This is a genomic window from Rhizobium sp. RHZ01 (assembly GCF_014851595.1).
Lineage (GTDB): Bacteria > Pseudomonadota > Alphaproteobacteria > Rhizobiales > Rhizobiaceae > Rhizobium > Rhizobium altiplani.
Genome location: NZ_JACUZZ010000001.1, coordinates 209,182 through 231,530, shown reverse-complemented (window position 1 = coordinate 231,530; position 22,349 = coordinate 209,182). Strand labels below are relative to the sequence as shown.

Sequence of the window (22,349 nt, the reverse complement as noted above, 5' to 3'; positions counted from 1 at the left end):
TTATATTATTAGTTATGGGTACAGAGAATATAACTGCCTGGCAAGCCGGAAAATTCGGGACCCGCAAAACCCACAGTGGACGGTTGTCGGAAAACTGGGTTTTCTATAATTTGATGAATGGGATGGGCCGATCGATGAAGTGGGACAAGCATTGACCAAGCGTGCAACCATGGTTGACGTTGCACAGCGTGCAGGCGTCTCACAGGCAACGGTGTCGCTGGTATTAAATGGGGTCAGCAATCCCCGCGTTTCCGAGATGACTCGATCACGCGTCGTGGAAGCGGCCGAAGCCCTTGGTTATCGCAAGGGCCCTCGACACAATGTTCCCGAGCATCGGCGACCCGTTATCGGGCTGCTGCTCGATGAAGTCAGCACAACACCGTTTGCCATGCCCTTCATCGAGGGCGCGCGCGATGAAGCCGCCCTGCAGGATATCCTGATCGCAACTTTCTGCACGCGCTCCGATCCCAGGATCGAGAGCGCAGCTCTCGATCTGCTTCAGGAATTGAACGTCATCGGCATTCTTTATACCACCCTGACGACCCGGCAGATCGTTGTCCCGGAACGGCTGAACGACATCCCCACAGTTCTCGTGAATTGCTATGAGAAGCATCGGCGTCATCCCTCGGTCGTTCCCGGCGATATCGCCGGCGGGCATGCGGCGACCGAGGCGTTGCTGAAGGCCGGTCATCGAAGGATCGCTCACCTGAAGGGCGAGGACTGGATCGAAGCTGCCAGGGACCGCGAAAAAGGATACCGGCAAGCGCTGACCACATGGGATGTGCCCGTCGACGAAGACCTGGTTTTGATGGGAGGATGGACCGTCAATGGCGGCCGCGAACTGACCCTCAAATTGCTTGATCGGAAAGACCCGCCGACTGCCATCTTCTGCTTCAATGACCGAATGGCCGTCGGCGCATATGACGCCATCAAAAGCCGCGGCCTGCGTGTGCCCGAAGACATCTCCGTGGTGGGATTCGACGACGAGGATCTGGCCTCCTACATGGTGCCACCACTTTCAACGGTGCTGTTGCCCCATGACGAAATGGCGCGATGGGCCGTCGGTGCCCTCCTCGACCACAACGAGGGTATTTCATCCCACCGAACCACCCAGAAGATCAAGCTCGAGTGCCCATTCGTTGAACGCGGTTCGATCGCGGCCCCTCAGTCTTGATGCGGTTGATACATAGCCTCCTCGTTTTTGACCTTGGAAGAGGATCAGTCCACCGAGGAACGGGATCATGTCGATCAGGAATCGCGGGATGTCGCGCGCCCTGGCCCGCGCGCCCCGTGATTTTCCTGAAGTGGTTTCGTTTGTCGGCGTTCAGCAGGCTTGAAACTCACGCATCGTCGATGCCGGGCGGCGGCAGGTGATCTGGTGGGTTCCCGGGGCCGCTTACTCAAAGCCGAGGCGCTGGGCTCCCTCGCGGAACAGCGCCTGGTCAGTGGGCGGCAAATGGAATGCCGAGATGAAATCGTTCAGCCGATAGGCGGGATACCGATCGTGTATCATGGCGAGATAAGACTTCCCCTCACTCAGCCGTCCCGCGATCGACAGGCAAAGTGCGGCGATCGCCAGAATGTGAGCGTGAGCATTCGGACGGGCGGCGGCCCTCACGCCCCAGTCCGCGGCATCCTCGAAGCTTCCGAGGCGCACGAGAGCCAGGGCACGGCTTGCAAGCATGCCGAATAGCAGCGGGTCGAAAGGACTGAGCGCGCGGGAGTGATCGGCCGCCAGGATCGCGGCGCCCGGATCACCGGACTGGGATTGAACGAAAGCGAGGGAGTAATGCGCGATCGCGAAACTGGGGCTCAGTTCGACCGCCTGTTGCAGCTCGCTGACGGACTGATCGTGCAACGCTCTCAACCATAGCGCCCGGCCCATGGCGAGATGTGCCGTCGGGTCGCGATCATCGACCATCATGCTCTGGCTCGCTGCTCGATAGGCAAGTTCGGCCTCGGTGTCGCGATCCGCCCAATGCTGGAAGGCACTCTGGAAATGGGTGAAGGAGAGCCCCGCATGCGCACGGGCAAACGTCGGGTCGAGGCCAATCGCCCTTTCGAAGAAGCGCTGGGCTTGCTCGTTGTCGCTCTTGGTGAAGCGATACATGTGCCAGAGCCCCCGGTGGTGGGCCTCCCAGGCGTCGAGAGAGTTCGGCGTCTTCAGGAGGGCACGATTGCTCTCGATCGTTTCGACTTCGCGCTCGATCGAGACGACGATCCTGCTGCCGATTTCCTCAAGAAGGAGGAAGGTATCGGCCACACGGCGCTCGAAGACCTCCGTCCAGGCGATGCGCGCTGTTCTTGCCTCTGTCAACTCGACGCGAAGGATAATGCGGTCGCCGACGCGCTGAAACGATCCGTCGACCACGTAGTCGACGCCGAGCAGCCGTGCTGTCTCGTCAACCGTGTGGTGCCGGTCCCTCAGCGCAAACATCGTGCCCTGCGCGATTACATGGAAAGAGCGCAGCTTCGCGAGCCGTGTGATAATGTCGTATGCCAATGCATCGGACGGACCGCCGGGAGCGGCCACGGCCGACAGCTCATTGAACGGCATGATCGCAATCGATGCGCGCCGCGGCTCCTTGACCAAGCTTTCGGTTTCGGGTGGAGACGATGCAGCCACAGCGCTGGCGCCTGGGCGCTGCTGCCGGAAGGTTTCGTCTGTCTGGGTTCTGGCCGTCTGCCAGGCGTCGCGCAAGGATCGCTCGTTGATACCCTCGGCATCAAACAGCTTCGCGGTCGCTTCCAGATGCTCCTCGCCTTCTCGAAAACGACCCGCCTTGGCAAGGGACATCAACAGCAATTCGTGCGGGCGAAGGTCGAAGGGCGCAAGCTGGATCCAGCGATCGAGATAGGTTTGTGCCTCTTCGGGCGGGAAACGCTGCACCATATGCTCGAGAAGGGCTGTATGGATGTCGCGCAGCCGACGACGTTGCGACAGCAGCCATGTTTCGAATGCCGGGCTACGCTCGACGCTCGATCCTTCGTGAAAGTCCCCGGCAAACAGGGCTGCCAGGGACCGTAACTGGCCCAGTGACTGCGTCTTGAATCCATGCTGATAAGCCGCAGTCGCCTCGATCGCATCGATAAAGCAGTCCGACAGATCCAGTCTGATGGTGTCACCCTTCGTGATGACGCATTGTTCCCCGATCAGCGTGCGAATCTTGCTCAGGCACCATCGCAACTCGCCGCGCGGATCGTCGGGGATATCCCACAACAGATCGCAAAGCTGCGCCCTGCCGCAGGGCCTCGGTGACAGCGCAAGGTAGGCCAGAAGAGATCGCACCTTCCGGGAGCCGGGGAGCTTCAGATCGACGCCCTCTCGCCGGATCGCCATCGGGCCGAGCAGTCGGATCTCGAGCGGGCCTCCGGGTTGATTTGCGTCCCCGCCGCCCGATTCCACGCTCATTCCCACGCCAGCTGCCACGCCGACCCCCACTATCCCTGTCTAAGCCAGAGACCGTGGCACGACACGTGCCCAACCACGGTTGCCATAGACGCACCATGAGGCTGATCAATCTGACCCAAGGAGAAAACAATGTCCACATCTGCGGCCGTCGCCAGTAATCCTCAGCCCGCCGTCGATTTCAGCGCGCTCAAGGCCAGGCAACAAAGTGCATGGTCCTCGGGCGACTACGCAATCGTTGGGACGACATTGCAGATTGTCGGGGAAAGCCTCTGCGAAGCGCTCGATCTGCGCGCCGGTTCGAAGGTACTTGACGTTGCGGCCGGCAACGGCAACGGCGCGCTTGCCGCAGCCCGACGCTGGTGCGAGGTCACGGCAACCGATTACGTTCCGGCGTTGCTCGAACGTGGCCAGGAGCGCGCAAAAGCCGATAGGCTGCCGATCGTCTTCCAGGAGGCCGATGCAGAACATCTGCCGTTTGCCGATCAGTCCTTCGACAATGTGCTGTCGATTTTCGGCGTGATGTTCACGCCCGACCAGGAGCGCGCTGCGTCCGAACTCATTCGCGTCTGCAAGCGCGGCGGCTCGGTTGGCCTTGCGAACTGGACCCCTGACGGTTTCATCGGGCAGATGTTCAAGACGATCGGCAAACATGTGCCGCCTCCGTCAGGCGCTCGCTCGCCGGCGCTCTGGGGCTCGCGGGCACGGCTTGACGAATTGTTCCCGAAAGCCGTCGCGTCGATCGCAGCAACGCCTAGGCAGTTCGTGTTCCGCTACAAGTCACCGGACCATTGGCTTGAGGTCTTCCGGACCTATTATGGTCCAGTGCTGAAAACATTCGCCGCCCTTGACCCGGCGGCGCGAGATACACTGACCGACGACCTTTTGGCGCTCATGGAACGCTTCAATCGCGCCGATGACGGCACCGTGGTCGTGCCAAGCGAATATTTGGAGATCATCGTCACGAGGCTCTGAACACAGGCTTCCGACACTGGCTGGGCACGGGCTTTAAATCCCGATGCTCGGCCGTCAGGTCGAGCGTGTTGTTTTCGAGCCAGGCGATGCCGCCCGCTTGGAGTTGGAACAACGCTCTGATCTTGGAAACGAATGCCCGGTTGCTGGCAGACTGCCCCTGATTGGAGAGGAAACTCAACCCGGAATTCGCGCGTTTGAGATCGCGCCTGGGGGCAACATGACACCGTCTGAGTTTAGCGCGGCCGTGGTGGTCGCAAGAATGTCGGCAAGCGACATTCAGGAACTGCTTGGCATTGACGAGCGAACCAGAAGCCAGCTTGCCTCTGGAGAGAAGCCCGTGCCTCGTTGTGTCGCCTTGTGTCTATGGCTCATGGCTGCCTATGGCGTTTCCATTCTGGAGGCTCGTGTCCTTGCGGAAGATCCTGGCAGTTAAGAAACCCGCTCCAGCGGAGCTCAATGAGCCGATCTCTCGCTTTCGCAAACATGGATCAATGCTCGAAGAGAATACCCTGCCAGTTCTGGCCGCCATAGTAGACGTCGAGAATGATGGCCTGCTCGTCTGTGACGGTGAACGCGATAGTCACAGGCCGCTCGAACCCAACCGTGCGAAGGCCGGGACGAATACCGTCATGCAACGTTCCGCGCTCGGAGGCGACATCGAAGCCGCGCACCTAGGTTTCCAGCCGGTCGACATAGCCAAGCGCGATGTCGGGGGATGTCGCATCCGCAATTCACGCATAGAGCGACAGCAGATCGGCCGAGCTTCCGGTGATATAACCGTGCGGCACTTCACGTCTAGTCTTTCACCCGCTCCGCATGACGGGCGCGCACGCTGGCGAACGCATCATCGACACTGACACCGCGCGCGGGATCGGCCTTCATCGCGTCGAAGCTCGGGGCTGCCTGATGCTGGAGCCAGCGCCCGACCGGCTCATCGCGTTCTTTCAGCGCAGGAATACCCTCGCGGACCACCTCGCTCGCCGAAGCATAATCACCCGTGCTCACCTTCGCGTCGATAGACGCTGCCTGGTCGCTCGGCAGGCTGATGGTTCTTTTCTCGATGGTCGCCACGATACACCTCCAGCATCCATCACATCACGTGGTATGAAAGTATATGCCATCGACCTAAGCGCACTTCCATAGGCCAAAAACCGTAGAATTCTGCACCCTCTGACCATCTGAAAATATGCGCCCCACCTCATCGATATCTTGAAGATACCGAAAAGACTATGGCCGCGGTTTGTCGGCGAAATGCTTGATCGCGTATTCCGCAACACGCTGGTTCGACTGCCTTGCGTCATCGAGCCAGAACGGGAAGAGTTGCCACTGGTGGATCATGCCAGGCCAGATCTCGGTCTCGACGTCGACTCCGACCTTTCGGGCCTTTTCAGCCAGCCTTAACGTATCGTCCAACAATGCCTCGCCCGAACCGACCTGGACAAGCAATGGTGGAAACCCGGTCATGTCGCCATAGAGGGGCGACACCATCGGATCAGTGGGCGAGCGTGCTCCGAGATAAGCCTTGCGCATGAGATCGAGTTGAGCGGCGTCGATCAGTGGATCGGTGCTGGCGTTGGCCGTCAGCGATGCGCCTGTTGCAGCCAGATCCGTAACGGGGCTCATCGCCACGACCGCCGCAGGCAACGGTCCCTTGACCCGCATCTGCCTGAGCGTGGCTTCGATCGCGAGGTTTCCGCCGACGGATTCGCCAACGACGACGACATTGCTGGCCTCATAGCCGGAACCAAGCAGCCACCGGTAGGCTGTCAACGCGTCGTCGATTTGTGCGGGATAGGGGTTATCGGGTGCAAGCCTGTAGTCGATGAGAAGCACGTCGGCGGACGCCGCCTTGGCCAGTGCGCCCGCTATGGCCCGGTGCGTGCGCAACGAACCGCCATAAAAGCCGCCGCCGTGGATATAGAGAATGGCGCGCTTGCCGATCGGATGATGCAGCCTTGCCGGCCAGATGAGCTGCGCGTCGACACCATCTGCATCGACAGGCCTGATTTGCACGCGCGTCGGCTCGGGGGTGGCTTCCATCATGTCTTCGAACGCGTTGCGCCGATCGCGAAGGCTGTCGGCCTTCGCATAATAGTGCTTCCATGTTTCAACGAGCTTGCGGACCTGGTCCTTCGAAACCTGCGTCTGGACCGGCGTATCCCCGGCGCTGGTGGGCGACATCGAGAAGGCGACGGCAAGGCTTGCGACCAGACATGTTTTGGTCAGTCCCGCTATTGAGCGCATGATCGCCGCGGACGCACGCCCGCGCGATATGTCGACCCGCCGCCGCAAAATCTCCATCACAAGCACCGCGAAACCTCCGATTCAGGACATCTGTCGAGACAGGTGAAACCTGCCACGACCACGGGCCCTGTCAAGCTCGCCATGGTTTAAGAAGCGACCCTTTTCGGCGTGTGAAAGTAATGCCTCTGTCGTATGTCGGCTAGGCTTTGGCCGCGAGTTCTTCCACCCGCTTCAGATTGACCACGGCCTTTACCGGCAGGTGATCGGAGGCAATGCGGGCAAGCGGCGTGTCGTGCGCCTCGACCGCTGTCACGACCCCCTTGCGATTTGCCATGATGCGATCAAGCGCGAGAACGGGAAGTCGTGCGGGAAAGCTCGGTACGGCGAGCGGCTGCGGGCCAAAGGCGGACTGGAACGTGTGCAGCGATGAACGGTCACCGAGCCGCCACTCGTTGAGATCGCCGAGCAGGATGGTCGGGACCTCACGCTTGTCGGCCATCAGTTCGACCAGCATCTTGGCCTGCTGTGCGCGCGAATGGCGAAGCAGGCCGAAATGGGCGGCGATGATGCGCAAGGCCCCGCCGCGTTCGAGATCGAGTTCGGCGACAAGCGCGCCGCGCGGCTCAAGCCCGGGGAGGTTGATCTGGTGCACGTCACGGACGAGGCCACGCTTGAAGAGCACGACATTGCCATGCCAGCCGTGAGCCTTGGCCATGCCGTTAACCGGCACCGGGATCAGTCCGGTCTCCCGTTCCAGCCGGCCGAGATCGAGAATGCCGGTACGCTCGCCAAACCGGGTGTCGGCTTCCTGAAGCGCAATCACATCGGCATCGATCTCGTGGATGACCCGGCTGGTGCGCTCCGGATCGAAACGCCGGTCGTTGCCGACACATTTGTGAACGTTGTAAGAGGCAATCAAAGTGCCGTCCGAGCGCGGCTTCTTCTCCGAATGTGCTGCATCCAGTCGCTTTTTTCGATTGCGGATCGATGCGAGGATGTTTGAGGGCAAACTGTCCTTTTTGGCATGCATCGGAGTTTGCTCGCGCTCCGTTGGTCGAAGTGGTTTGATCCGGAGTATAGGCCGGCTATTGAAACTTGCCACGCCTTTAGGCCGAAGAAATCCGCTACAAATAAGGCGATCCGAGCCAAAGAACCTTCTCGAGCAGCCGGACAGCGAAAGGTCGCGCACGCAGCCCCTCCAACGTAACCGGCGACGCCGACTTGATGGCCTCGTCGATATGCTCGTCAATCTCGTTGGCAAAGCCTTCATTCAGCACTTCCAGGTCGACCTCGAAATTCAGCCGCAACGATCTCGGATCGAGATTGGATGATCCGACATAGGACCAGACCCCGTCGATCGACAACAGCTTGGAATGGCTGAAGGCGCCGCTGGAGCGCCAGATGCGGCAATAGCTGCTAAGAATCTGGTCGAATTGCGCTGTCATCGCCCGGTCGACCAGGACGAGGTTGTTGACGGACGGAACGACGATATCAACCTCGACGCCACGTCGTGCGGCCGTCGCCAATGCGCTGATCAGCTCCCGGTCCGGCAGGAAATAGGGCGACATGATGCGGATCGATTTGCGCGCAATGGAGAAGGCGCCCATCAGCATCTTGTGGTTCGTCTCGATGCTTCTGTCGGGCCCGGACGCCACGACGCGCATGAAGACGGGATCCCCCGGTTGGCGCTCGGGCATCGCGGTTCGCCATGCTTCCCCTTGCAGGATCTCGCCGGTCGTGAAGCGCCAGTCTTCGGCGGCAACGTTGAAGAGGTCGGCAACAACCGGCCCGGTAACACTGAAATGGGTGTCGCGCGCAAAGCCCTCCCCTGCTATTTCGCGGGTAAAGCCTGCCCGGATGTTCATGCCGCCGGTCAGCGCGACGCGGCCATCGACGATGAGGATCTTGCGGTGGGTGCGCAGGTTCGCATAGGGCAAACGCAACCCCATGATAACGTTGCCGTTGAAGACCGAGACTGTGACGCCGCCATCTGCAAGATATCCGAGTATGCTCGGCACCGAATAGCGGGCGCCGACCGCATCGATCAGCACGCGCACCTCGACGCCCCGCTTGACCGCAGCAATAAGGGAATCGCCGATCCTCAATCCGATCGGGTCGCGGTCAAAGATGTAGGTCTCAAGCAGAACACTGCGGGCCGCACTGTCGATTGCCGCCTTCATTGCACCATAGCAGTCGTCGCCGGTCTCCAGCATGTCGATCGTGTTGCCGGTTGCGAGCGGAACGCGGGCGACGCGGTCGCCGAGTGTCTGGAGGGTAGCGAAACGCCGGCCAAAGCCGCTGATGACGATATCCGTGTCGGCGTCGAAGCTTTCGAGCTCATCGAGGTCCGCGTCGGGGATCAGCGCATCGCGCTGAAGGCTGAGCGAGGCGCGCCGGATACGATTGATACCGGCGATCGCATAGAGCACAGCACCGACGATCGGTGAGAGGATGATAACCCCGACCCAGCCGATTGCGGCGCGGACCTCTTCCTTTGTCATGGCCGCGTGGATCGCTGCCGCGGCGCCCATGGCGAGCGAAACAACGAATAGAATATGCGGCCAGTAGGTCGATATGAGATAAAACATTGCGTTGAACTATAAACACAAAGCTGCAGTGTTCAATTGCGCACTCATGGGCATGAAGCGTCCGGTTTTGCCGGCGCAAGATCTGTCGTCGGCAAGCACGAAGCACGCACCGCGCAGCAGCTGAATGCTGCAATGCGGGATTTATTTTTGCAGTGTGTCAAAAATTGCTTGAAACCGCACGATTACTCTGGAACTCTGAGGCCAGTATCGCGTTAGACCACGGGCCTCACTGACTGGAGATCGGCGATGACAGAAACTCGCGAAGAGTGGATCAGGAAGCGTGCCTATGCGCTTTGGGAAGAGGAAGGGCGTCCAACGGGCCGGGAGTTCGCACATTGGGAACAGGCCCGTGCCGAGCGCCAAGCGCTCGAAGGGTCTGCTGCATCCCCGGATGGCAAGGAAGTGAAGACGCGCAAACGCACCGCCTCCGCTTCAAACGCAAACGGCGCCGTCAAGGTCGCCGCGCCAAGGAAAACGGCTAGCCGGAAATCGGCGTGATCGCTTTTTCCGCTGTGACGGCGGGCGCCAATGATGCCCTTCGTCACATGACTGCATTGCTTCTGCTCTATTGAGTTCCTGGGGGCACGAAAGGTGCATCGAGGGAGAAGAAATACATGACTGCGCATGACGCCCACCTCGACGCCCACCTCGCGGAAAAAATGCTGCGGCGGCAATCGGCGATGGAACCAAAATCGAACTTGGAAGTTGATAGATTTGTCGTAGCGGATTGCCGCCTCCGCATCGCGCCTCGAGGGTAAAATGACCGCTCTTGTCATTGCCGCGTTAGCCTATCTGGCCCTCGCCCTGATCCTTGTCTATGCGATCGACAATCTCGTTGCACTGTTCTTTCCTGATGCACATTCTGCCCTACCGCTGCATTTTCCCACCTTTGAGAAGATGATGGCGTTGTCGCGCAAATATTATCGCAAATAGGCGACCTCGTCGGCGCACTGCTGCTCCTTTGGGTTTACGAGAACGTTGGAACTTTTCGAGCGTCAGTTGGTTGCCCTTTTCTCTGTCAGAAAAGGAGCCAGACATGCCAAGAGGCGACAAATCCGCCTACACGGACAAGCAGAAAAGAAAAGCCGAACATATCGAGGAAGGCTACGAAGACCGTGGCGTTTCCACCAAGGAGGCCGAACGGCGGGCCTGGGCGACGGTCAACAAGGAAAGCGGTGGCGGCAACAAGTCCGGGTCCGGTCGGGGCAAGCAAGATACCCACGAGGCATCGGAAAAGGGTGGGCGCAAGGGCGGCGCCGCCTCCGCAGCGCGTTCTGCGGCAGAGCGCTCGGCTTCGGCCAAGAAAGCAGCAGCGACGCGCAAAAGCAACGCGCAGCACGCGCATCACTGATCTCGAGCACGCCACCGGGAGGGACCTCATGGCATATGAACTGTACTATTGGGATGGCATTCAAGGCCGCGGCGAGTTTGTCCGCCTGGCGCTGGAAGAAGCCCAGGCGGATTATGTCGATGTCGCCAGGCAATCCGGGCCCGCGATGGGAACCGGAGCGATGCTGGACCTGATGAAGAGCAAGCGCCAGCCGCACATTCCCTTTGCACCGCCGTTTCTGAAGGACGGCGAGCTCATCGTCTCGCATGTCGCCAATATTCTCTCCTATCTTGGCCCAAAACTTGGCCTCGCGCCGGAAGATGAGAAACTGCGCTGCGTCGCCAACGGGCTGCAATTGACCATCACGGACCTGGTGGCAGAGGTGCACGATACGCACCACCCGATTGCCACCTCCCTTTACTATGAGGATCAGAAGGAGGCGGCGAAAGCCCGCTCCGCCGCCTTTATCAACGAGCGCATTCCAAAGTTCCTCGGCTACTTCGAGAAGGTGCTGCAACAGAACCCTCAGGGGCCGTACCATATCGTTGGCGATGCTCTGAGCTATGTCGACTTGTCGCTGTTTCAGGTCATCGAGGGCCTGCGATATGCCTTTCCAAAAGCGATGAAAGCCTATGCGGCCGACTATCCGGGGCTGATCGCGTTGCACGATGCCGTCGCCAAGCGCCCGAACATTACCGCCTACCTACAGTCGGACCGCCGGCTTGCCTTCAACGAGGACGGAATTTTTCGGCACTATCCGGAGCTTGATCTCGCGCCATAGCGGATATGGCATTGCCCCGGGTTGAGGGAGGCTGATAAGCTCCCTGCAACTCGCCCCAAACCGTCCCGTCACATTCCCGGAGGCTATCGCTGCCATGGCAAATCTTGCTCAATTGCTTGCATCCATCAAAATCCCGGACCTCGCCGGCAAGGCGGTGCTGATCACCGGCGCCTCGACCGGTATCGGTGCAGCGCTCGCCCGCGCCTTTGCTGCGCAGGACATGAAGGTTGGCATTCACTACAATGCGAGCCGGGAGCCGGCCGAAGCGCTTGCCGACGAAATTAGGACAGCCGGCGCAACCGTGCACCTCGTTCATGGTGATGTGTCGAAAGAGGGCGAGACGGAACGTGTCGTCGAAGAGACGGCCAGAACCTTCGGGCATCTCGACGGGCTGGTAAACAATGCCGGCGGCATGCTCGGTCGCAAGCCAACCGCCGAATATACCGACGAGCACTACATGAAGGTCATGGATCTGAATGCCCGCTCGGTTCTCGCTGCAACGCGCGCGGCCCATCCATGGTTGAAGAAGCAGGGCGGCTTCATCATCAACACGACCTCGATCGCCGCCCGCAATGGTGGCGGCAATGGTGCCGTGCTCTATGCGGCATCGAAGGGCTTCGTCTCGACGATCACGCGCGGCCATGCCAAGGAGTTCGTTCCTGACCGCATTCGGGTCAACGCGGTGGCGCCGGGCGTCATCGCCACGCCGTTCCATGAGCGCTACACCAACGACGAACAGATGGAGCTCCAACGCAAGACGATTCCGATGGGTTTCGTCGGAACGCCGGAGGATTGCGTCGGCGCCTATCTCTTCCTGGCATCGCCGACGCTTTCCGGCTACGTCACCGGCCAGATCATCGAGGTCAATGGCGGCCAGCTGATGCCGTAAGCGTGGGCTTGCACAAAGAAAAACAGCGCGGACGATCTCCGCGCCGTTTTCGTTCTGCGATGGAAATCAGACGCGCTCGAGCGCGATGGCAATCCCCTGACCGACGCCGATGCACATGGTCGACAGCGAGTAGCGCCCACTGGCTTCCCGCAGTTCCATTGCAGCCGTCCCCGTGATGCGCGCGCCGGACATGCCGAGCGGATGGCCAAGCGCGATGGCGCCGCCGTTGCGGTTCACACGGCCGTCATCGTCGGCTACGCCGAGTTCGCGCAGAACCGCCAGCCCCTGCGAGGCGAATGCCTCGTTGAGTTCGATGACGTCGAACTGATCCTGCGTCATGCCAAGCCGTGCCATCAGTTTGCGCGATGCCGGAACCGGGCCGATACCCATGATGCGCGGCGGCACGCCGGCAGCCGCTCCGCCCAGAATGCGGGCGATCGGTGTCAGTCCATACTTTCTGGCAGCAGCTTCGCTGGCAATGATCAGGGCGGCAGCGCCGTCATTTACACCGGAGGCATTGCCTGCTGTCACTGTCCCGCCCTCTTTCTTGAAGGGTGTGGCAAGCTTGGCAAGCGCTTCCATTGTCGTCGCGCGCGGATGCTCATCCTTCTCCACGACGACAGGATCGCCCTTGCGCTGGGGGATGGTGACGGAGGTGATTTCCTTTGCCAGCCGGCCATTGGCCTGCGCGGCCGCGGCCCTGGCCTGGCTTCGAACCGCAAAGGCGTCCTGATCCTGGCGCGAGACCTTGTAGTCCTCGGCGACGTTCTCGCCGGTCTCCGGCATGGAATCGACGCCGTACTGCTTCTTCATCAGGGGATTGATGAAACGCCAGCCGATCGTCGTGTCGTAGATCTCTGCGTGGCGGGAGAATGCCGTTTCCGCTTTCGGCATGACGAAGGGCGCGCGCGACATGCTTTCAACGCCGCCGGCAATCATCAGTTCGGCTTCGCCTGCCCTGATGGCGCGCGCGGCCGCGATGATGGCGTCCATGCCAGAACCACAGAGACGATTGATGGTCGTACCTGGCACCGAGACCGGCAGGCCCGCCAGCAGCGAGGACATGCGAGCGACATTGCGGTTGTCTTCGCCGGCCTGGTTGGCGCAACCGAAGATCACATCGTCAACCGCTTCCCAGTCGACATTGCCGTTGCGCTCAATCAGCGCCTTCAACGGCACGGCGCCGAGATCGTCAGCGCGAACCGCTGACAGCGAACCGCCGAAGCGCCCGATCGGGGTGCGGATATAGTCACAGATATAGGCTTCGGTCATCAGGCTTCTCCCTTAGAGTTCCGGGACGACGAGATCGGCAACCGGACCGTCGATGTAGAGGGGCGCGCCGGTCATCGCCTGCAATTCCTCGACCGTCATGGCGGCAAGCTTCTCGCGCAACACGAAACGGCCTTCCACAATGTCGATCACGGCATGGCTCGTATAGACGCGGGTGATGCAACCGACCCCGGTCAGCGGGAAGGTACATTTGTCGACAAGCTTCGGCTCGCCGTTCTTGGTGACGTGCTCGGTAATGACGCAGACCTGCTTGGCGCCATGCACGAGATCCATGGCGCCACCGACCGCCGGCACGCCCTTGGCGCCGACCCTCCAGTTGGCGAGGTCACCATTCTGCGCCACCTGGTAGGCGCCGAGGATCGCGACGTCGAGATGGCCGCCGCGAACCATGGCGAAACTGTCGGCATGGTGGAAGAAGGCCGAGCCGGGCTTCAGCGTCACCGGCCGCTTGCCGGCATTGATGAGATCCCAGTTCTCCTCTCCGGCGGGCGGTGCCTCGCCGAAATCGAGGATGCCGTTTTCCGTATGGAAAATCGCCTGGCGGCCTGGCGGCTGATAGCGTGCCACCATTTCCGGAAAGCCGATGCCGAGGTTCACATAGGCACCGTCGGCAATGTCCTGGGCTGCGCGCCATGCGATGCTGGCATTGGAAAGCTTGATGTCTTCGCGGGTGTTGATGATGCTGATATCGACGGTCATTGATAGACCACTCCGGCTCGAACGAGCTCTTCTTCCTGGGCGGGATTGGCGACCTCGACGACACGGTCGACGAAGATGCCGGGGGTGACGACATGCTCGGGGTCGATGCCGCCGGCGGGAACGATGCTGGAAACCTGGACGATGGTCTTGCCCGCCGCCATGCACATCAGCGGATTGAAGTTGCGCGCCGCCTTGTTGTAGGTGAGGTTTCCGTGGGTGTCGCCAACATGGGCCTTGACGATGGCGAAATCCGCCTTCAGCCAGCGCTCCTGCACATAATGCCGGCCGTCGAATTCAGCGATGACCTTGCCCTCGGCAAGTTCGGTGCCGTAACCCGTCGGCGTGTAGAAGGCCGGGATGCCGGCGCCGCCAGCGCGGATGCGCTCGGCAAGCGTTCCCTGAGGCACCAGCTCCAGCTCGATCTCTCCCGCAAGATACCTGTCCGTGAAGGCGCGCGGGTCGGACGAGCGCGGGAAGGAGCAGATCATCTTCCTCACCATGCCGGCGTCGATCATCGCGGCAATCCCGATGCGGCCGTTGCCGGCATTGTTATTAATCACCGTGAGGTTCCTCGGCCCCTTGTCAATCAGGGCGTGGATCAGCTCGATAGGTGCGCCCGACCCGCCGAAGCCGCCAATCATGACGGTCGCTCCGTCTCCGATTTCGGAGATGGCCTCAGCCGTGCTCCCGATAGTCTTGTCCATGCTGGATCACTCCTTGCCGGCGAGATGCTCCTCTGCGCCCTTCACCGATGGATAAAACGCTGAGGCAGGGCGGGCAAGGTATTTTGTGCGGTATTTGACATTTGTTCGTATATCGCACAAAATAATGGGGCGAATTGCATTCTGACCGGGATCCGGCAACAAGCTCGCGAGCAAAGGAGGAACCATGCGAGAAACTGATTTTGTCAGCGGCTTTGCCAGAGGACTGAAGGTCATCGAGGCGTTCGAGGAGACCCGCCAGCGGCTTTCGATCGCCGACGCCGCGAAGTTGACCGGCCTCGACCGCGCCACGGTGCGCAGATCGCTGCTGACGCTGGCCGAACTCGGCTATGCCGAATATGACGGCAAGTTTTTCGCCCTGACGCCCAAGATCCTGCGGCTCGGGCACTCCTATCTCTCGGCAACGCCCCTGCCCGTCCTCATCCAGCCGCATCTCGATCAATTGTCGGAAAAAGCCGGGCAGAGCGCATCCGCCTCCGTGCTCGATGGCACGGAGATCGTCTATATCGCCCGCGCTTCGCAGCGGCGTGTCATGTCGATCAACCTGACGCCGGGCAGCCGCCTTCCCGCCTTCTGTGCCTCGATGGGTCGCGTCCTGCTGTCAGCACTGCCGGAGGCCGAGGCCAGGGCAGTCCTTGCCCGCACCGACCTCAAGCAAAATACGCCAAACACCAAGACCGACGTCGAGGAACTGATGGCGGAGTTTCGGCGTGTGCGCGATCAGGGTTACGCCGTGATCGACCAGGAACTGGAAATCGGCCTCTGCTCCATTGCAGTTCCGGTCGAGAACGATCGCGGGCAGACAGTGGCGGCAATCAATATCGGCGCACCGGCCGCCCATGCGCCAGCCGCGGAAATGCCGGCTCGCTACCTGCCGCTCCTTCGAGAGACACAGAAGGCGCTCAGCCTCGTGCTGCGCTAGACACCAAGCTTCGCACGCTCCGCCATGCGCCATGATCGAGGCGTCTGGCCAGCCTGTTTGAGGAAGAAGCGCGAGAAATAGGCGGGGTCCGAAAACCCGAGCCGGTAAGCGATCTCCTGGACGCTGCCAAAGGTGAAGACCAACTCGCGTTTTGCCTCATCGAGGAGCTTTCGGGCAATCAACTCGTGCGCACCGTAACCGCTCGTGGCGCGTACGATCCGGTTCAGGTGGGTCGGCGAGATGCCGAGCGCCCTGGCATAGAAAGCTGCCGGCTGGTGCGATTTGAAATGCCGCTGGATCAGGCCGTGCAGCAGCTCCATGCGACGTTCATTCTCGTCGGCAGCCGCCTCGTCGTCCTGTCTTTCAGAGGAGAGGCGCGCGGTCAGCAACAATGCCGACGTCAGATAGGACTCCAGCAGGTCGTTGCGCCCGCTTTTGCGCCGCGCGAATTCGCGTCCGAGCCGCTGCAGGCAGGCAGCCACGTAGCGCGCCTCCTCATCGTCCATGTCGAGCCTCGTCAGATGCGGCGATGCCATCCACTCGCCGAGCCGGCTGCGGTCGCCGGGGATGGCCTTCAGATGCGAGCTCAACACCGTGATGACGAAGCCGTCGATGTCCCTGGAGAAACGAAAACCGTGATCGAGGCCGGGGGGAACGGTAATGACCGACTGACCTTCGATCGGGTGCCAGGCGCCTGAGAACATTGCCTCGCCGGAGCCGCTATCGATGTACAATATCTGAAAGAAACTGTCGTGGCGATGTGGCCGGATCTCGAAATGATGCAGGCTGCTACGGGCGGGAATTGTTTCGCAGTGCAGCCAAAACTCCGGCTTTTTGCCGGTATTCTCGCCGTAGAGCTCGTAGGTCGGCACAATCCTTACCATTCCTGCCTCCATCACCCGATGTTCGCTTTGTGCAATTTCATGATGGATTTGTCCATTGTTGATGGCGCCTTGCCCGGTCAAGATTTGACAAAAGACAAGTGCGGGAGGACACCATGCGCACCAAGGTAGCCATCATTGGCTCCGGCCCTTCAGGACTTTTGCTTGGCCAGTTGCTGACTGAAGCCGGCATCGACAACGTCATCCTGGACCGCGTTGGCAAGGAATATATCCTTGGCCGCGTACGTGCCGGGGTGCTGGAGGAAGGAACCGTTGGACTTATCGATGAGGCAAAGGCTGGCGCGCGCATGCATGCCGAAGGTCTTTCGCATGACGGCTTTTCCCTTGCCTTCGACGGGCGCGACCATCGCATCGACCTGTTCGGTCTGACCGGCGGCAAGCGCGTCATGATCTACGGGCAAACGGAAGTCACCCGCGACCTGATGGAGCGACGCGAGGCCAGCGGCGCGCTGACGATCTACGAGGCAGCGAATGTCAAGCCGCACGATTTCGATGGAGCGGCCCCTTACGTCACCTACGAAAAGGATGGTGCTACGCGCCGCATCGACTGTGATTTCATCGCCGGCTGCGACGGTTTCCATGGCGTCAGCCGCAAGGCGGTTCCCGAAAAATCGCTGCGCACATTCGAGAAGATCTACCCCTTTGGATGGCTTGGAATTCTGGCCGAGGTCGCTCCCGTCAACCATGAGCTGATCTATGCCAACCACCCGCGGGGATTTGCGCTCTGTTCCATGCGCTCGGAGCATCGCAGCCGCTACTACATCCAGTGTCCACTCGATGAAAAGGTCGAGGATTGGAGCGATGACCGCTTCTTTGACGAACTTCGCCGCCGCCTGCCTGCGCATCATGCCGATGCACTTGTGACCGCGCCTTCCTTCGAGAAGTCGATCGCACCGCTTCGCTCCTTCGTTGCCGAGCCGATGCGCTTTGGCCGCATGTTCCTTGTCGGCGATGCCGCCCATATCGTTCCGCCGACCGGTGCCAAAGGCCTCAATCTCGCCGCGAGCGACGTGCATTATCTGTTCTCGGGCCTGATCGAACACTACCAGGATCGTTCGAACGCAGGCATCGACACTTATTCCCAAAAGGCACTCGCCCGGGTTTGGAAGGCGGTCCGTTTCTCCTGGTGGATGACAACGATGATGCACCGGTTCCCCGATACCGGTGACTTCGACCAAAAGATTCAGGAAGCCGAACTCGACTATCTGACGCATTCACGCGCAGCTTCGACCGCGCTTGCGGAAAACTACGTCGGCCTTCCCTACTAGCTTCCCTTCCGCCATCCACGGAAGGGGTGCACGGAGAGCGGCGGTGGTTCATGCGTCCCACCGCTGCTCGCCCGTCGATCGGGACCTCTGTCGGCTGGCAGGCTTGCTGGCGTCAGACCTTGCGGAATTCGAGTTCGTAGACGACCTCCTCGCCGTTCTTTGGATCGACCCCAGGGGCGCCGCTGATGACAAGCCTGTTGCCGTCGATGGAGAACGGCCGGATCAGGTCGCTGACGCCCCAGGCCGGATTCCAGCTCGCATCGACATGGTGCACCACGCGTCCATTCTCGAAGGTATAGGTTCCGGCATAGGCGAGCATGGAATCGAACAGCGCGACCTTTTCGGCGTCCGTCGGGACTTCGCCCTTGAGTGCCGGTCGCTCTCGGCTGACGACCACAGCCATTACCCGGCCATCCGGATGATAGGAAAGATATCCGACGGGGTCGGGTCCCATCGCATTCGTAACCAACCCGGTCGCAACAGCACGGCGCGTCCAGGACACCATTCTCCATGTTCCATGTAATGCGGCTGCACTTCCCATAGTGTGGCTCCCACGCGCAGTTGCACGAGCTGGACGATACCACGCAGGCCCTATCCGCAACAGGGTCGCTAGGTCTTGGCGGCAACCTCCATAGCCGCCTCCCGCAGCGTCTGCATGAGGATCGAAAGCGGCAGCGAGGGAATGGCGTCCGTGCGCATTGTCAGTCCAACCGGCCCTTTTGTTTCGCTGGTGTCAATCGGCAAGACTTCCAGGAGGCCGTCGGCGATATCGGTTGCGACCACACCTGTGGAAATGATCCAGATGGCGTTGCTCGACCGCACGAAGGCGCGGCCAAATGAATCGGAGACCGTTTCGATCTGGTTCGGCAGGCTGGCGACGCCGTTGGCAATCAGGAAGCTTTCCACGAAGGGGCGAATGATCGAGGCGCGCGTCGGCATCAGCACGGTATATTCACTGAGCTTCGCAAACAGCGACTGGCGCGATTTCAGCAGCGGATGGCCTGCACGAACCGCAAAGACGACCTGTTCGGAGTAAAGATGCTCGAAGGCAAAGCCGGCCATCTTTTCCGCGCCGGCAAGCCGCCCGACGACGAGATCGAGGTCGCCGACGCGCAGCTGCTCCAAGAGCACCGCATTCTCTCCCGTCACGATCTTGATGCGGCTCCAGGTGTTTTCCTTGAGGAAAAGCTCCATGGCGCGCGGCATGATCCGCGTCGAAACCGTCGGCAAGGCGCCGATGCGAATCGGCGGGGCCTCGCCGAAACGCTCCTGGGATACCGAATCAAGGCCCTGGCGCAAGGCCGTGAGCGCTGCTCCCGCATGGCGCAGAAAAACGTCGCCATAGCGGGTGATCTTGATGCCGCGCCCGTCGCGCTCGAAGACCGCAACGCCAAGCACCTCCTCCAGTTCGCGGATCGTCTTCGTCACCGCCGGCTGGCTGACATTGAGCAATCCGGCTGCCTTCATCACGCTTTTCTGCCGCGCCACCTCGACAAATGTCTGTAGATGACGAAACTTCACCCGACTGTCGATCATGGATTTCATAACTCCGGAGTTATCGAAATGCCACGAAATATCATTTTACCTAACCAGATTAAACATCCAATTTGAACCAGGGTCTGTGTCGGCCCCTCTCATTCAAGTCGGCCGCGACTTGCATGGAGACCGGCACGGAGAGGAGATTTGCCGTGCAGTTTGCCCGTATCAATGACATCGCGATCCACTACCAGCTGATCAGCGGCCCCGCTGACAAGCCGGTCATCGTCTTTGCTAATTCGCTTGGCACCGATTTTCGCATCTGGCGCGACGTGATCGTACGACTGGCCGGGGACTACGCGATCATTGTCTACGACAAGCGAGGCCACGGGCTTTCCGATGTTGGCCAGGTTCCCTATTCGATCGCAGATCATGCTTCCGATCTTGCCGGCCTGCTCGATCTTCTGGCGGTCAAGCAGGCCTTCATCTGCGGTCTTTCCGTGGGCGGGCTGATTGCTCAGGCGCTCTACAAGGCGCGACCCGACATGGTGCAGGGACTGATCCTTTGCGATACGGCGCACAAGATCGGCACCACCGAAAGCTGGAATTCACGGATTGCAACCGTCGCCAGCAAGGGTATTGCGAGCATTGTCGACGGCGTCATGAAGCTCTGGTTCACGCCGGCTTTCCGGCGACCGGAGAACACGGCCTATCACGGCTACAGCAACATGCTCGTGCGCCAGCCGGTGGAAGGCTATCTTGCCACCTGCGAGGCAATCCGCGATGCCGACTACACGGACGTGGCCACCAGGATCAGCGTTCCGACGATCTGCATTGTCGGTGATCAGGACGGTTCCACGCCGCCCGATCTGGTCAAGTCGACGGCCAGGCTCATTCCGAACGCCCGCTTCGAGATCATACGCGATGCGGGCCATATCCCTTGCGTCGAGCAGCCGGAAGCGCTGACGGCAATCATTCGCGCATTCATCGATTCCGCATTGCATGGAGAAAAGAGCTCATGAGTGAACTCCACCAGCCGTCGAAGCGCTTCGAGCAGGGTATGGCGACGCGGCGTGCCGTGCTGGGCGATGCCCATGTCGATCGCGCCGAATCAAGCTCGACCCCGTTTGACAAGCCGTTTCAGGACCTGATCACGGAAGCGGCCTGGGGACATGTCTGGTCGCGCCCGACACTGACGCGCCGCGAGCGGTCGATCGTGACGATCGCGCTTCTGGCAGCACTTGGCCAGGACGACGAGGTGGCGATGCATGTCCGCGCCACCGCCAACACCGGCGCCTCGCGCGATGATATTTGCGAAGCGTTGCTGCACGTGGCGATCTATGCCGGCGTTCCCGCCGCCAATCACGCCATCAAGATCGCCAAGCATGTTTTCGAACAGATGGACGCCGGCAAGGCGGCCTGAAAGGCATAGGATGTCCGATCTTCCCAACCGCATTCCCGAAACCGGCGCATTCTTCGCGCGAGACCGCGAATGGCATGCGCCGGCCTTCACCCCAGGCTACAAGACCTCGGTCCTGCGTTCGCCGCAGCGCGCGCTGTTGTCGCTCGACGGAACGATTTCGGAAATCACAGGGCCGGTCTTCGGCCACTCCGTCATCGGTGAGCTCGACAACGATCTGATCCACAACTTCGCCAGGCCGGGCGAAAGTGCCATCGGCGAACGCATTATCGTCCACGGCCGTGTGCTCGACGAACGTGCACGCCCGGTACCCGGTGCCCTTGTCGAGTTCTGGCAGGCCAATGCCGGCGGGCGCTATCGGCACAAGAAGGAAACCTATCTCGCCGCCATCGATCCGAACTTCGGTGGATGCGGGCGCTGCATCACCGATGAGCATGGTCAGTATGCGTTTCGCACGGTTCGCCCGGGAGCCTATCCCTGGCCCAACGGCGTCAACGACTGGCGCCCGGCCCATATCCACTTCTCGATCTTCGGCCATGGCTTTTCCCAGCGTCTGATCACGCAGATGTATTTCGAGGGTGATCCGATGATCTGGAAGTGTCCGATCGTCGGCACGATCCCCGACAAGCGCGCCATCGAGCAATTGATTGCGCCGCTCGACTGGGGCAACACGATTCCGATGGATGCGCGCGCCTACAAGTTCGACATCGTTTTGCGCGGCCGCCGCTCGACGATGTTCGAAAACCGCATGGAGGGGAACTGATGGTTCAGGAACTCGGCTATCTCAAGGAAACGCCCTCGCAGACGGCAGGCCCCTATGTCCATATCGGCCTGACCCCGAACTTCTGTGACATCAAGGGCGTCTATGAAAATGACCTCGGAACGGTGATGGTCAACGACAAGACGCTTGGCGAGCGCATCACGGTGACAGGTCGCGTTTTTGACGGTGCCGGTGCCCTGGTGCGTGATGCAGTCATCGAAGTCTGGCAGGCCGACGGCGCCGGCCTCTATAACAGCCCGTCGGAGATGCGGGGCACGGCAGATCCGAACTTTACCGGCTGGGGCCGTTGCCCGACACGCGCCGAAGACGGCGTTTTCACCTTCGACACCGTCAAGCCGGGCCGCGTTCCCTTCAAGGACGGCCGCAAGATGGCGCCACACATCACCTTCTGGATCGTCGCACGCGGCATCAACATCGGCCTGCATACGCGCATGTATTTTCCAGAGGAGGCAGAGGCCAACAAGGCCGACCCGCTGCTTCTGCGCATCGAGCACCGGGAGCGCGTCGACACGCTGATCGCCCAACGTGACGGATCGACCTATAGTTTCGACATCCGGCTGCAGGGCGACCGGGAGACCGTGTTCCTCGATATCTGACCGCAGGGACTTGCGTTAAGGCCATTGCAGGCGCAGTTGTCGGTCGCAGCAGGAAAG

The 22,349-nt window shown here is 60.7% G+C and carries 26 protein-coding genes; 14 read left to right on the top strand and 12 right to left on the bottom strand.

The window, feature by feature from the left end:
• The first annotated feature begins 151 nt into the window (after positions 1-151).
• Positions 152-1,174: a LacI family DNA-binding transcriptional regulator gene (locus IB248_RS01025; RefSeq protein WP_192240050.1), complete on the top strand. Its 1,023-nt coding sequence runs from the start codon at positions 152-154 to the stop codon at positions 1,172-1,174.
• Between the two features lie 222 nt (positions 1,175-1,396).
• Here IB248_RS01025 and IB248_RS01020 read toward each other — a convergent pair whose 3' ends face one another.
• On the bottom strand, positions 1,397-3,412 hold the full coding sequence (locus IB248_RS01020) for a transcriptional regulator (RefSeq protein ID WP_192240049.1): 2,016 nt from the start codon (positions 3,410-3,412) through the stop codon (positions 1,397-1,399).
• Positions 3,413-3,541: 129 nt separating this feature from the next.
• Here IB248_RS01020 and IB248_RS01015 point away from each other — a divergent pair, with 129 nt between their 5' ends.
• Both IB248_RS01015 and IB248_RS31320 read left to right on the top strand, forming a co-directional pair.
• Positions 3,542-4,384, top strand: coding sequence for a class I SAM-dependent methyltransferase (locus IB248_RS01015; protein ID WP_192240048.1), 843 nt, complete (start codon positions 3,542-3,544; stop codon positions 4,382-4,384).
• Positions 4,385-4,601: 217 nt separating this feature from the next.
• Positions 4,602-4,817, top strand: coding sequence for a hypothetical protein (locus IB248_RS31320; RefSeq protein ID WP_210332942.1), 216 nt, complete (start codon positions 4,602-4,604; stop codon positions 4,815-4,817).
• Positions 4,818-4,872: 55 nt separating this feature from the next.
• Here the strand turns inward: IB248_RS31320 and IB248_RS01010 are convergent, their stop codons facing one another.
• The 5 genes from IB248_RS01010 to IB248_RS00990 form a co-directional block, all read right to left on the bottom strand.
• Positions 4,873-5,055, bottom strand: coding sequence for a hypothetical protein (locus IB248_RS01010; protein WP_246779175.1), 183 nt, complete (start codon positions 5,053-5,055; stop codon positions 4,873-4,875).
• Between the two features lie 124 nt (positions 5,056-5,179).
• Complete coding sequence (locus IB248_RS01005; protein ID WP_192240047.1) at positions 5,180-5,455, bottom strand: type II toxin-antitoxin system ParD family antitoxin; 276 nt, start codon at positions 5,453-5,455, stop codon at positions 5,180-5,182.
• Positions 5,456-5,611: 156 nt separating this feature from the next.
• Positions 5,612-6,685: an alpha/beta hydrolase gene (locus IB248_RS01000; RefSeq protein ID WP_192240046.1), complete on the bottom strand. Its 1,074-nt coding sequence runs from the start codon at positions 6,683-6,685 to the stop codon at positions 5,612-5,614.
• 142 nt (positions 6,686-6,827) lie between these two features.
• Positions 6,828-7,658, bottom strand: coding sequence for an endonuclease/exonuclease/phosphatase family protein (locus IB248_RS00995; RefSeq protein WP_169680103.1), 831 nt, complete (start codon positions 7,656-7,658; stop codon positions 6,828-6,830).
• Positions 7,659-7,752: 94 nt separating this feature from the next.
• Complete coding sequence (locus IB248_RS00990) at positions 7,753-9,216, bottom strand: phosphatidylserine/phosphatidylglycerophosphate/cardiolipin synthase family protein (RefSeq protein WP_192240045.1); 1,464 nt, start codon at positions 9,214-9,216, stop codon at positions 7,753-7,755.
• 246 nt (positions 9,217-9,462) lie between these two features.
• Here IB248_RS00990 and IB248_RS00985 point away from each other — a divergent pair, with 246 nt between their 5' ends.
• The 5 genes from IB248_RS00985 to IB248_RS00965 all read left to right on the top strand — a co-directional run bounded on the left by IB248_RS00985 (position 9,463) and on the right by IB248_RS00965 (position 12,216).
• Entirely contained in the window at positions 9,463-9,714 is a 252-nt protein-coding gene (locus IB248_RS00985; protein ID WP_192240044.1) for a DUF2934 domain-containing protein, read from the top strand.
• A 261-nt stretch (positions 9,715-9,975) separates the two neighbouring features.
• The gene (locus tag IB248_RS00980) at positions 9,976-10,149 is read left to right on the top strand and encodes a hypothetical protein (RefSeq protein ID WP_018860250.1); all 174 of its coding nucleotides are present in this window, start codon (positions 9,976-9,978) and stop codon (positions 10,147-10,149) included.
• A 103-nt stretch (positions 10,150-10,252) separates the two neighbouring features.
• On the top strand, positions 10,253-10,567 hold the full coding sequence (locus IB248_RS00975) for a plasmid stabilization protein (protein ID WP_192240043.1): 315 nt from the start codon (positions 10,253-10,255) through the stop codon (positions 10,565-10,567).
• A 28-nt stretch (positions 10,568-10,595) separates the two neighbouring features.
• On the top strand, positions 10,596-11,327 hold the full coding sequence (locus IB248_RS00970; RefSeq protein ID WP_192240042.1) for a glutathione S-transferase: 732 nt from the start codon (positions 10,596-10,598) through the stop codon (positions 11,325-11,327).
• Positions 11,328-11,421: 94 nt separating this feature from the next.
• The gene (locus tag IB248_RS00965; protein WP_192240041.1) at positions 11,422-12,216 is read left to right on the top strand and encodes an SDR family oxidoreductase; all 795 of its coding nucleotides are present in this window, start codon (positions 11,422-11,424) and stop codon (positions 12,214-12,216) included.
• 66 nt (positions 12,217-12,282) lie between these two features.
• Here the strand turns inward: IB248_RS00965 and pcaF are convergent, their stop codons facing one another.
• Genes pcaF through IB248_RS00950 form a run of 3 tightly spaced genes read right to left on the bottom strand, consistent with a single transcriptional unit; the run spans position 12,283 to position 14,909 of the window.
• On the bottom strand, positions 12,283-13,488 hold the full coding sequence (pcaF, locus tag IB248_RS00960; protein WP_018856629.1) for a 3-oxoadipyl-CoA thiolase: 1,206 nt from the start codon (positions 13,486-13,488) through the stop codon (positions 12,283-12,285).
• A gap of 12 nt (positions 13,489-13,500) precedes the next feature.
• Positions 13,501-14,205 (bottom strand): 3-oxoacid CoA-transferase subunit B, encoded by a 705-nt coding sequence (locus tag IB248_RS00955; RefSeq protein ID WP_113161389.1) that lies wholly within the window; start codon positions 14,203-14,205, stop codon positions 13,501-13,503.
• A complete protein-coding gene (locus tag IB248_RS00950) occupies positions 14,202-14,909 on the bottom strand; it encodes a 3-oxoacid CoA-transferase subunit A (RefSeq protein ID WP_169680117.1) in 708 nt (235 codons plus the stop codon). Before IB248_RS00950 ends, IB248_RS00955 begins: the two co-directional genes overlap by 4 nt.
• A 184-nt stretch (positions 14,910-15,093) precedes the next feature.
• Here IB248_RS00950 and IB248_RS00945 point away from each other — a divergent pair, with 184 nt between their 5' ends.
• Entirely contained in the window at positions 15,094-15,849 is a 756-nt protein-coding gene (locus tag IB248_RS00945; protein WP_018856632.1) for an IclR family transcriptional regulator C-terminal domain-containing protein, read from the top strand.
• Here IB248_RS00945 and IB248_RS00940 read toward each other — a convergent pair.
• Entirely contained in the window at positions 15,846-16,733 is an 888-nt protein-coding gene (locus IB248_RS00940) for a helix-turn-helix domain-containing protein (protein WP_192240040.1), read from the bottom strand. The two genes, IB248_RS00945 and IB248_RS00940, sit on opposite strands and share 4 nt — an antisense overlap.
• 113 nt (positions 16,734-16,846) lie before the next feature.
• On the opposite strand from IB248_RS00940, the gene pobA reads away from it, so the two are divergent.
• Complete coding sequence (pobA, locus tag IB248_RS00935; RefSeq protein ID WP_192240039.1) at positions 16,847-18,019, top strand: 4-hydroxybenzoate 3-monooxygenase; 1,173 nt, start codon at positions 16,847-16,849, stop codon at positions 18,017-18,019.
• A 112-nt stretch (positions 18,020-18,131) separates the two neighbouring features.
• On the opposite strand, the gene IB248_RS00930 is transcribed toward pobA, so the two are convergent.
• Together IB248_RS00930 and pcaQ are read right to left on the bottom strand one after the other, a co-directional pair.
• A complete protein-coding gene (locus tag IB248_RS00930) occupies positions 18,132-18,560 on the bottom strand; it encodes a lipocalin-like domain-containing protein (RefSeq protein ID WP_192240038.1) in 429 nt (142 codons plus the stop codon).
• A gap of 68 nt (positions 18,561-18,628) precedes the next feature.
• A complete protein-coding gene (gene pcaQ / locus IB248_RS00925) occupies positions 18,629-19,555 on the bottom strand; it encodes a pca operon transcription factor PcaQ (protein ID WP_192240037.1) in 927 nt (308 codons plus the stop codon).
• A 152-nt stretch (positions 19,556-19,707) separates the two neighbouring features.
• Between pcaQ and pcaD the strand changes: the two genes are divergently transcribed.
• From pcaD to pcaG, 4 genes are read left to right on the top strand one after another with little or no spacing between them, the layout of a single operon-like run.
• A complete protein-coding gene (pcaD, locus tag IB248_RS00920; RefSeq protein WP_192240036.1) occupies positions 19,708-20,517 on the top strand; it encodes a 3-oxoadipate enol-lactonase in 810 nt (269 codons plus the stop codon).
• Positions 20,514-20,918, top strand: a complete 405-nt coding sequence (gene pcaC / locus IB248_RS00915) for a 4-carboxymuconolactone decarboxylase (protein WP_018856638.1) — start codon at positions 20,514-20,516, stop codon at positions 20,916-20,918. The genes pcaD and pcaC overlap by 4 nt, the downstream gene beginning before the upstream one ends.
• Positions 20,919-20,928: 10 nt before the next feature.
• Positions 20,929-21,678 (top strand): protocatechuate 3,4-dioxygenase subunit beta, encoded by a 750-nt coding sequence (gene pcaH, locus IB248_RS00910; RefSeq protein WP_192240035.1) that lies wholly within the window; start codon positions 20,929-20,931, stop codon positions 21,676-21,678.
• Positions 21,678-22,292 (top strand): protocatechuate 3,4-dioxygenase subunit alpha, encoded by a 615-nt coding sequence (gene pcaG, locus IB248_RS00905; protein WP_192240034.1) that lies wholly within the window; start codon positions 21,678-21,680, stop codon positions 22,290-22,292. Before pcaH ends, pcaG begins: the two co-directional genes overlap by 1 nt.
• The last annotated feature ends 57 nt before the right edge of the window (positions 22,293-22,349 follow it).

What these genes read in the sequence shown, in the direction of transcription:
- IB248_RS00980 (WP_018860250.1), top strand. Translation starts at nt 9,976, where the DNA reads ATGACCGCTCTTGTCATTGCCGCGTTAGCCTATCTGGCCCTCGCCCTG.
- IB248_RS00940 (WP_192240040.1), bottom strand. Translation starts at nt 16,733, where the DNA reads ATGGTAAGGATTGTGCCGACCTACGAGCTCTACGGCGAGAATACCGGC.
- pcaG (WP_192240034.1), top strand. Translation starts at nt 21,678, where the DNA reads ATGGTTCAGGAACTCGGCTATCTCAAGGAAACGCCCTCGCAGACGGCA.
- pobA (WP_192240039.1), top strand. Translation starts at nt 16,847, where the DNA reads ATGCGCACCAAGGTAGCCATCATTGGCTCCGGCCCTTCAGGACTTTTG.
- pcaQ (WP_192240037.1), bottom strand. Translation starts at nt 19,555, where the DNA reads ATGATCGACAGTCGGGTGAAGTTTCGTCATCTACAGACATTTGTCGAG.
- IB248_RS00990 (WP_192240045.1), bottom strand. Translation starts at nt 9,216, where the DNA reads ATGTTTTATCTCATATCGACCTACTGGCCGCATATTCTATTCGTTGTT.
- IB248_RS00930 (WP_192240038.1), bottom strand. Translation starts at nt 18,560, where the DNA reads ATGGGAAGTGCAGCCGCATTACATGGAACATGGAGAATGGTGTCCTGG.
- IB248_RS00965 (WP_192240041.1), top strand. Translation starts at nt 11,422, where the DNA reads ATGGCAAATCTTGCTCAATTGCTTGCATCCATCAAAATCCCGGACCTC.
- IB248_RS00950 (WP_169680117.1), bottom strand. Translation starts at nt 14,909, where the DNA reads ATGGACAAGACTATCGGGAGCACGGCTGAGGCCATCTCCGAAATCGGA.
- pcaF (WP_018856629.1), bottom strand. Translation starts at nt 13,488, where the DNA reads ATGACCGAAGCCTATATCTGTGACTATATCCGCACCCCGATCGGGCGC.
- IB248_RS31320 (WP_210332942.1), top strand. Translation starts at nt 4,602, where the DNA reads ATGACACCGTCTGAGTTTAGCGCGGCCGTGGTGGTCGCAAGAATGTCG.
- IB248_RS01015 (WP_192240048.1), top strand. Translation starts at nt 3,542, where the DNA reads ATGTCCACATCTGCGGCCGTCGCCAGTAATCCTCAGCCCGCCGTCGAT.
- IB248_RS00985 (WP_192240044.1), top strand. Translation starts at nt 9,463, where the DNA reads ATGACAGAAACTCGCGAAGAGTGGATCAGGAAGCGTGCCTATGCGCTT.
- IB248_RS00975 (WP_192240043.1), top strand. Translation starts at nt 10,253, where the DNA reads ATGCCAAGAGGCGACAAATCCGCCTACACGGACAAGCAGAAAAGAAAA.
- IB248_RS01000 (WP_192240046.1), bottom strand. Translation starts at nt 6,685, where the DNA reads ATGGAGATTTTGCGGCGGCGGGTCGACATATCGCGCGGGCGTGCGTCC.
- IB248_RS00995 (WP_169680103.1), bottom strand. Translation starts at nt 7,658, where the DNA reads ATGCATGCCAAAAAGGACAGTTTGCCCTCAAACATCCTCGCATCGATC.
- IB248_RS00970 (WP_192240042.1), top strand. Translation starts at nt 10,596, where the DNA reads ATGGCATATGAACTGTACTATTGGGATGGCATTCAAGGCCGCGGCGAG.
- pcaC (WP_018856638.1), top strand. Translation starts at nt 20,514, where the DNA reads ATGAGTGAACTCCACCAGCCGTCGAAGCGCTTCGAGCAGGGTATGGCG.
- IB248_RS01020 (WP_192240049.1), bottom strand. Translation starts at nt 3,412, where the DNA reads ATGAGCGTGGAATCGGGCGGCGGGGACGCAAATCAACCCGGAGGCCCG.
- pcaH (WP_192240035.1), top strand. Translation starts at nt 20,929, where the DNA reads ATGTCCGATCTTCCCAACCGCATTCCCGAAACCGGCGCATTCTTCGCG.
- IB248_RS00955 (WP_113161389.1), bottom strand. Translation starts at nt 14,205, where the DNA reads ATGACCGTCGATATCAGCATCATCAACACCCGCGAAGACATCAAGCTT.
- IB248_RS00945 (WP_018856632.1), top strand. Translation starts at nt 15,094, where the DNA reads ATGCGAGAAACTGATTTTGTCAGCGGCTTTGCCAGAGGACTGAAGGTC.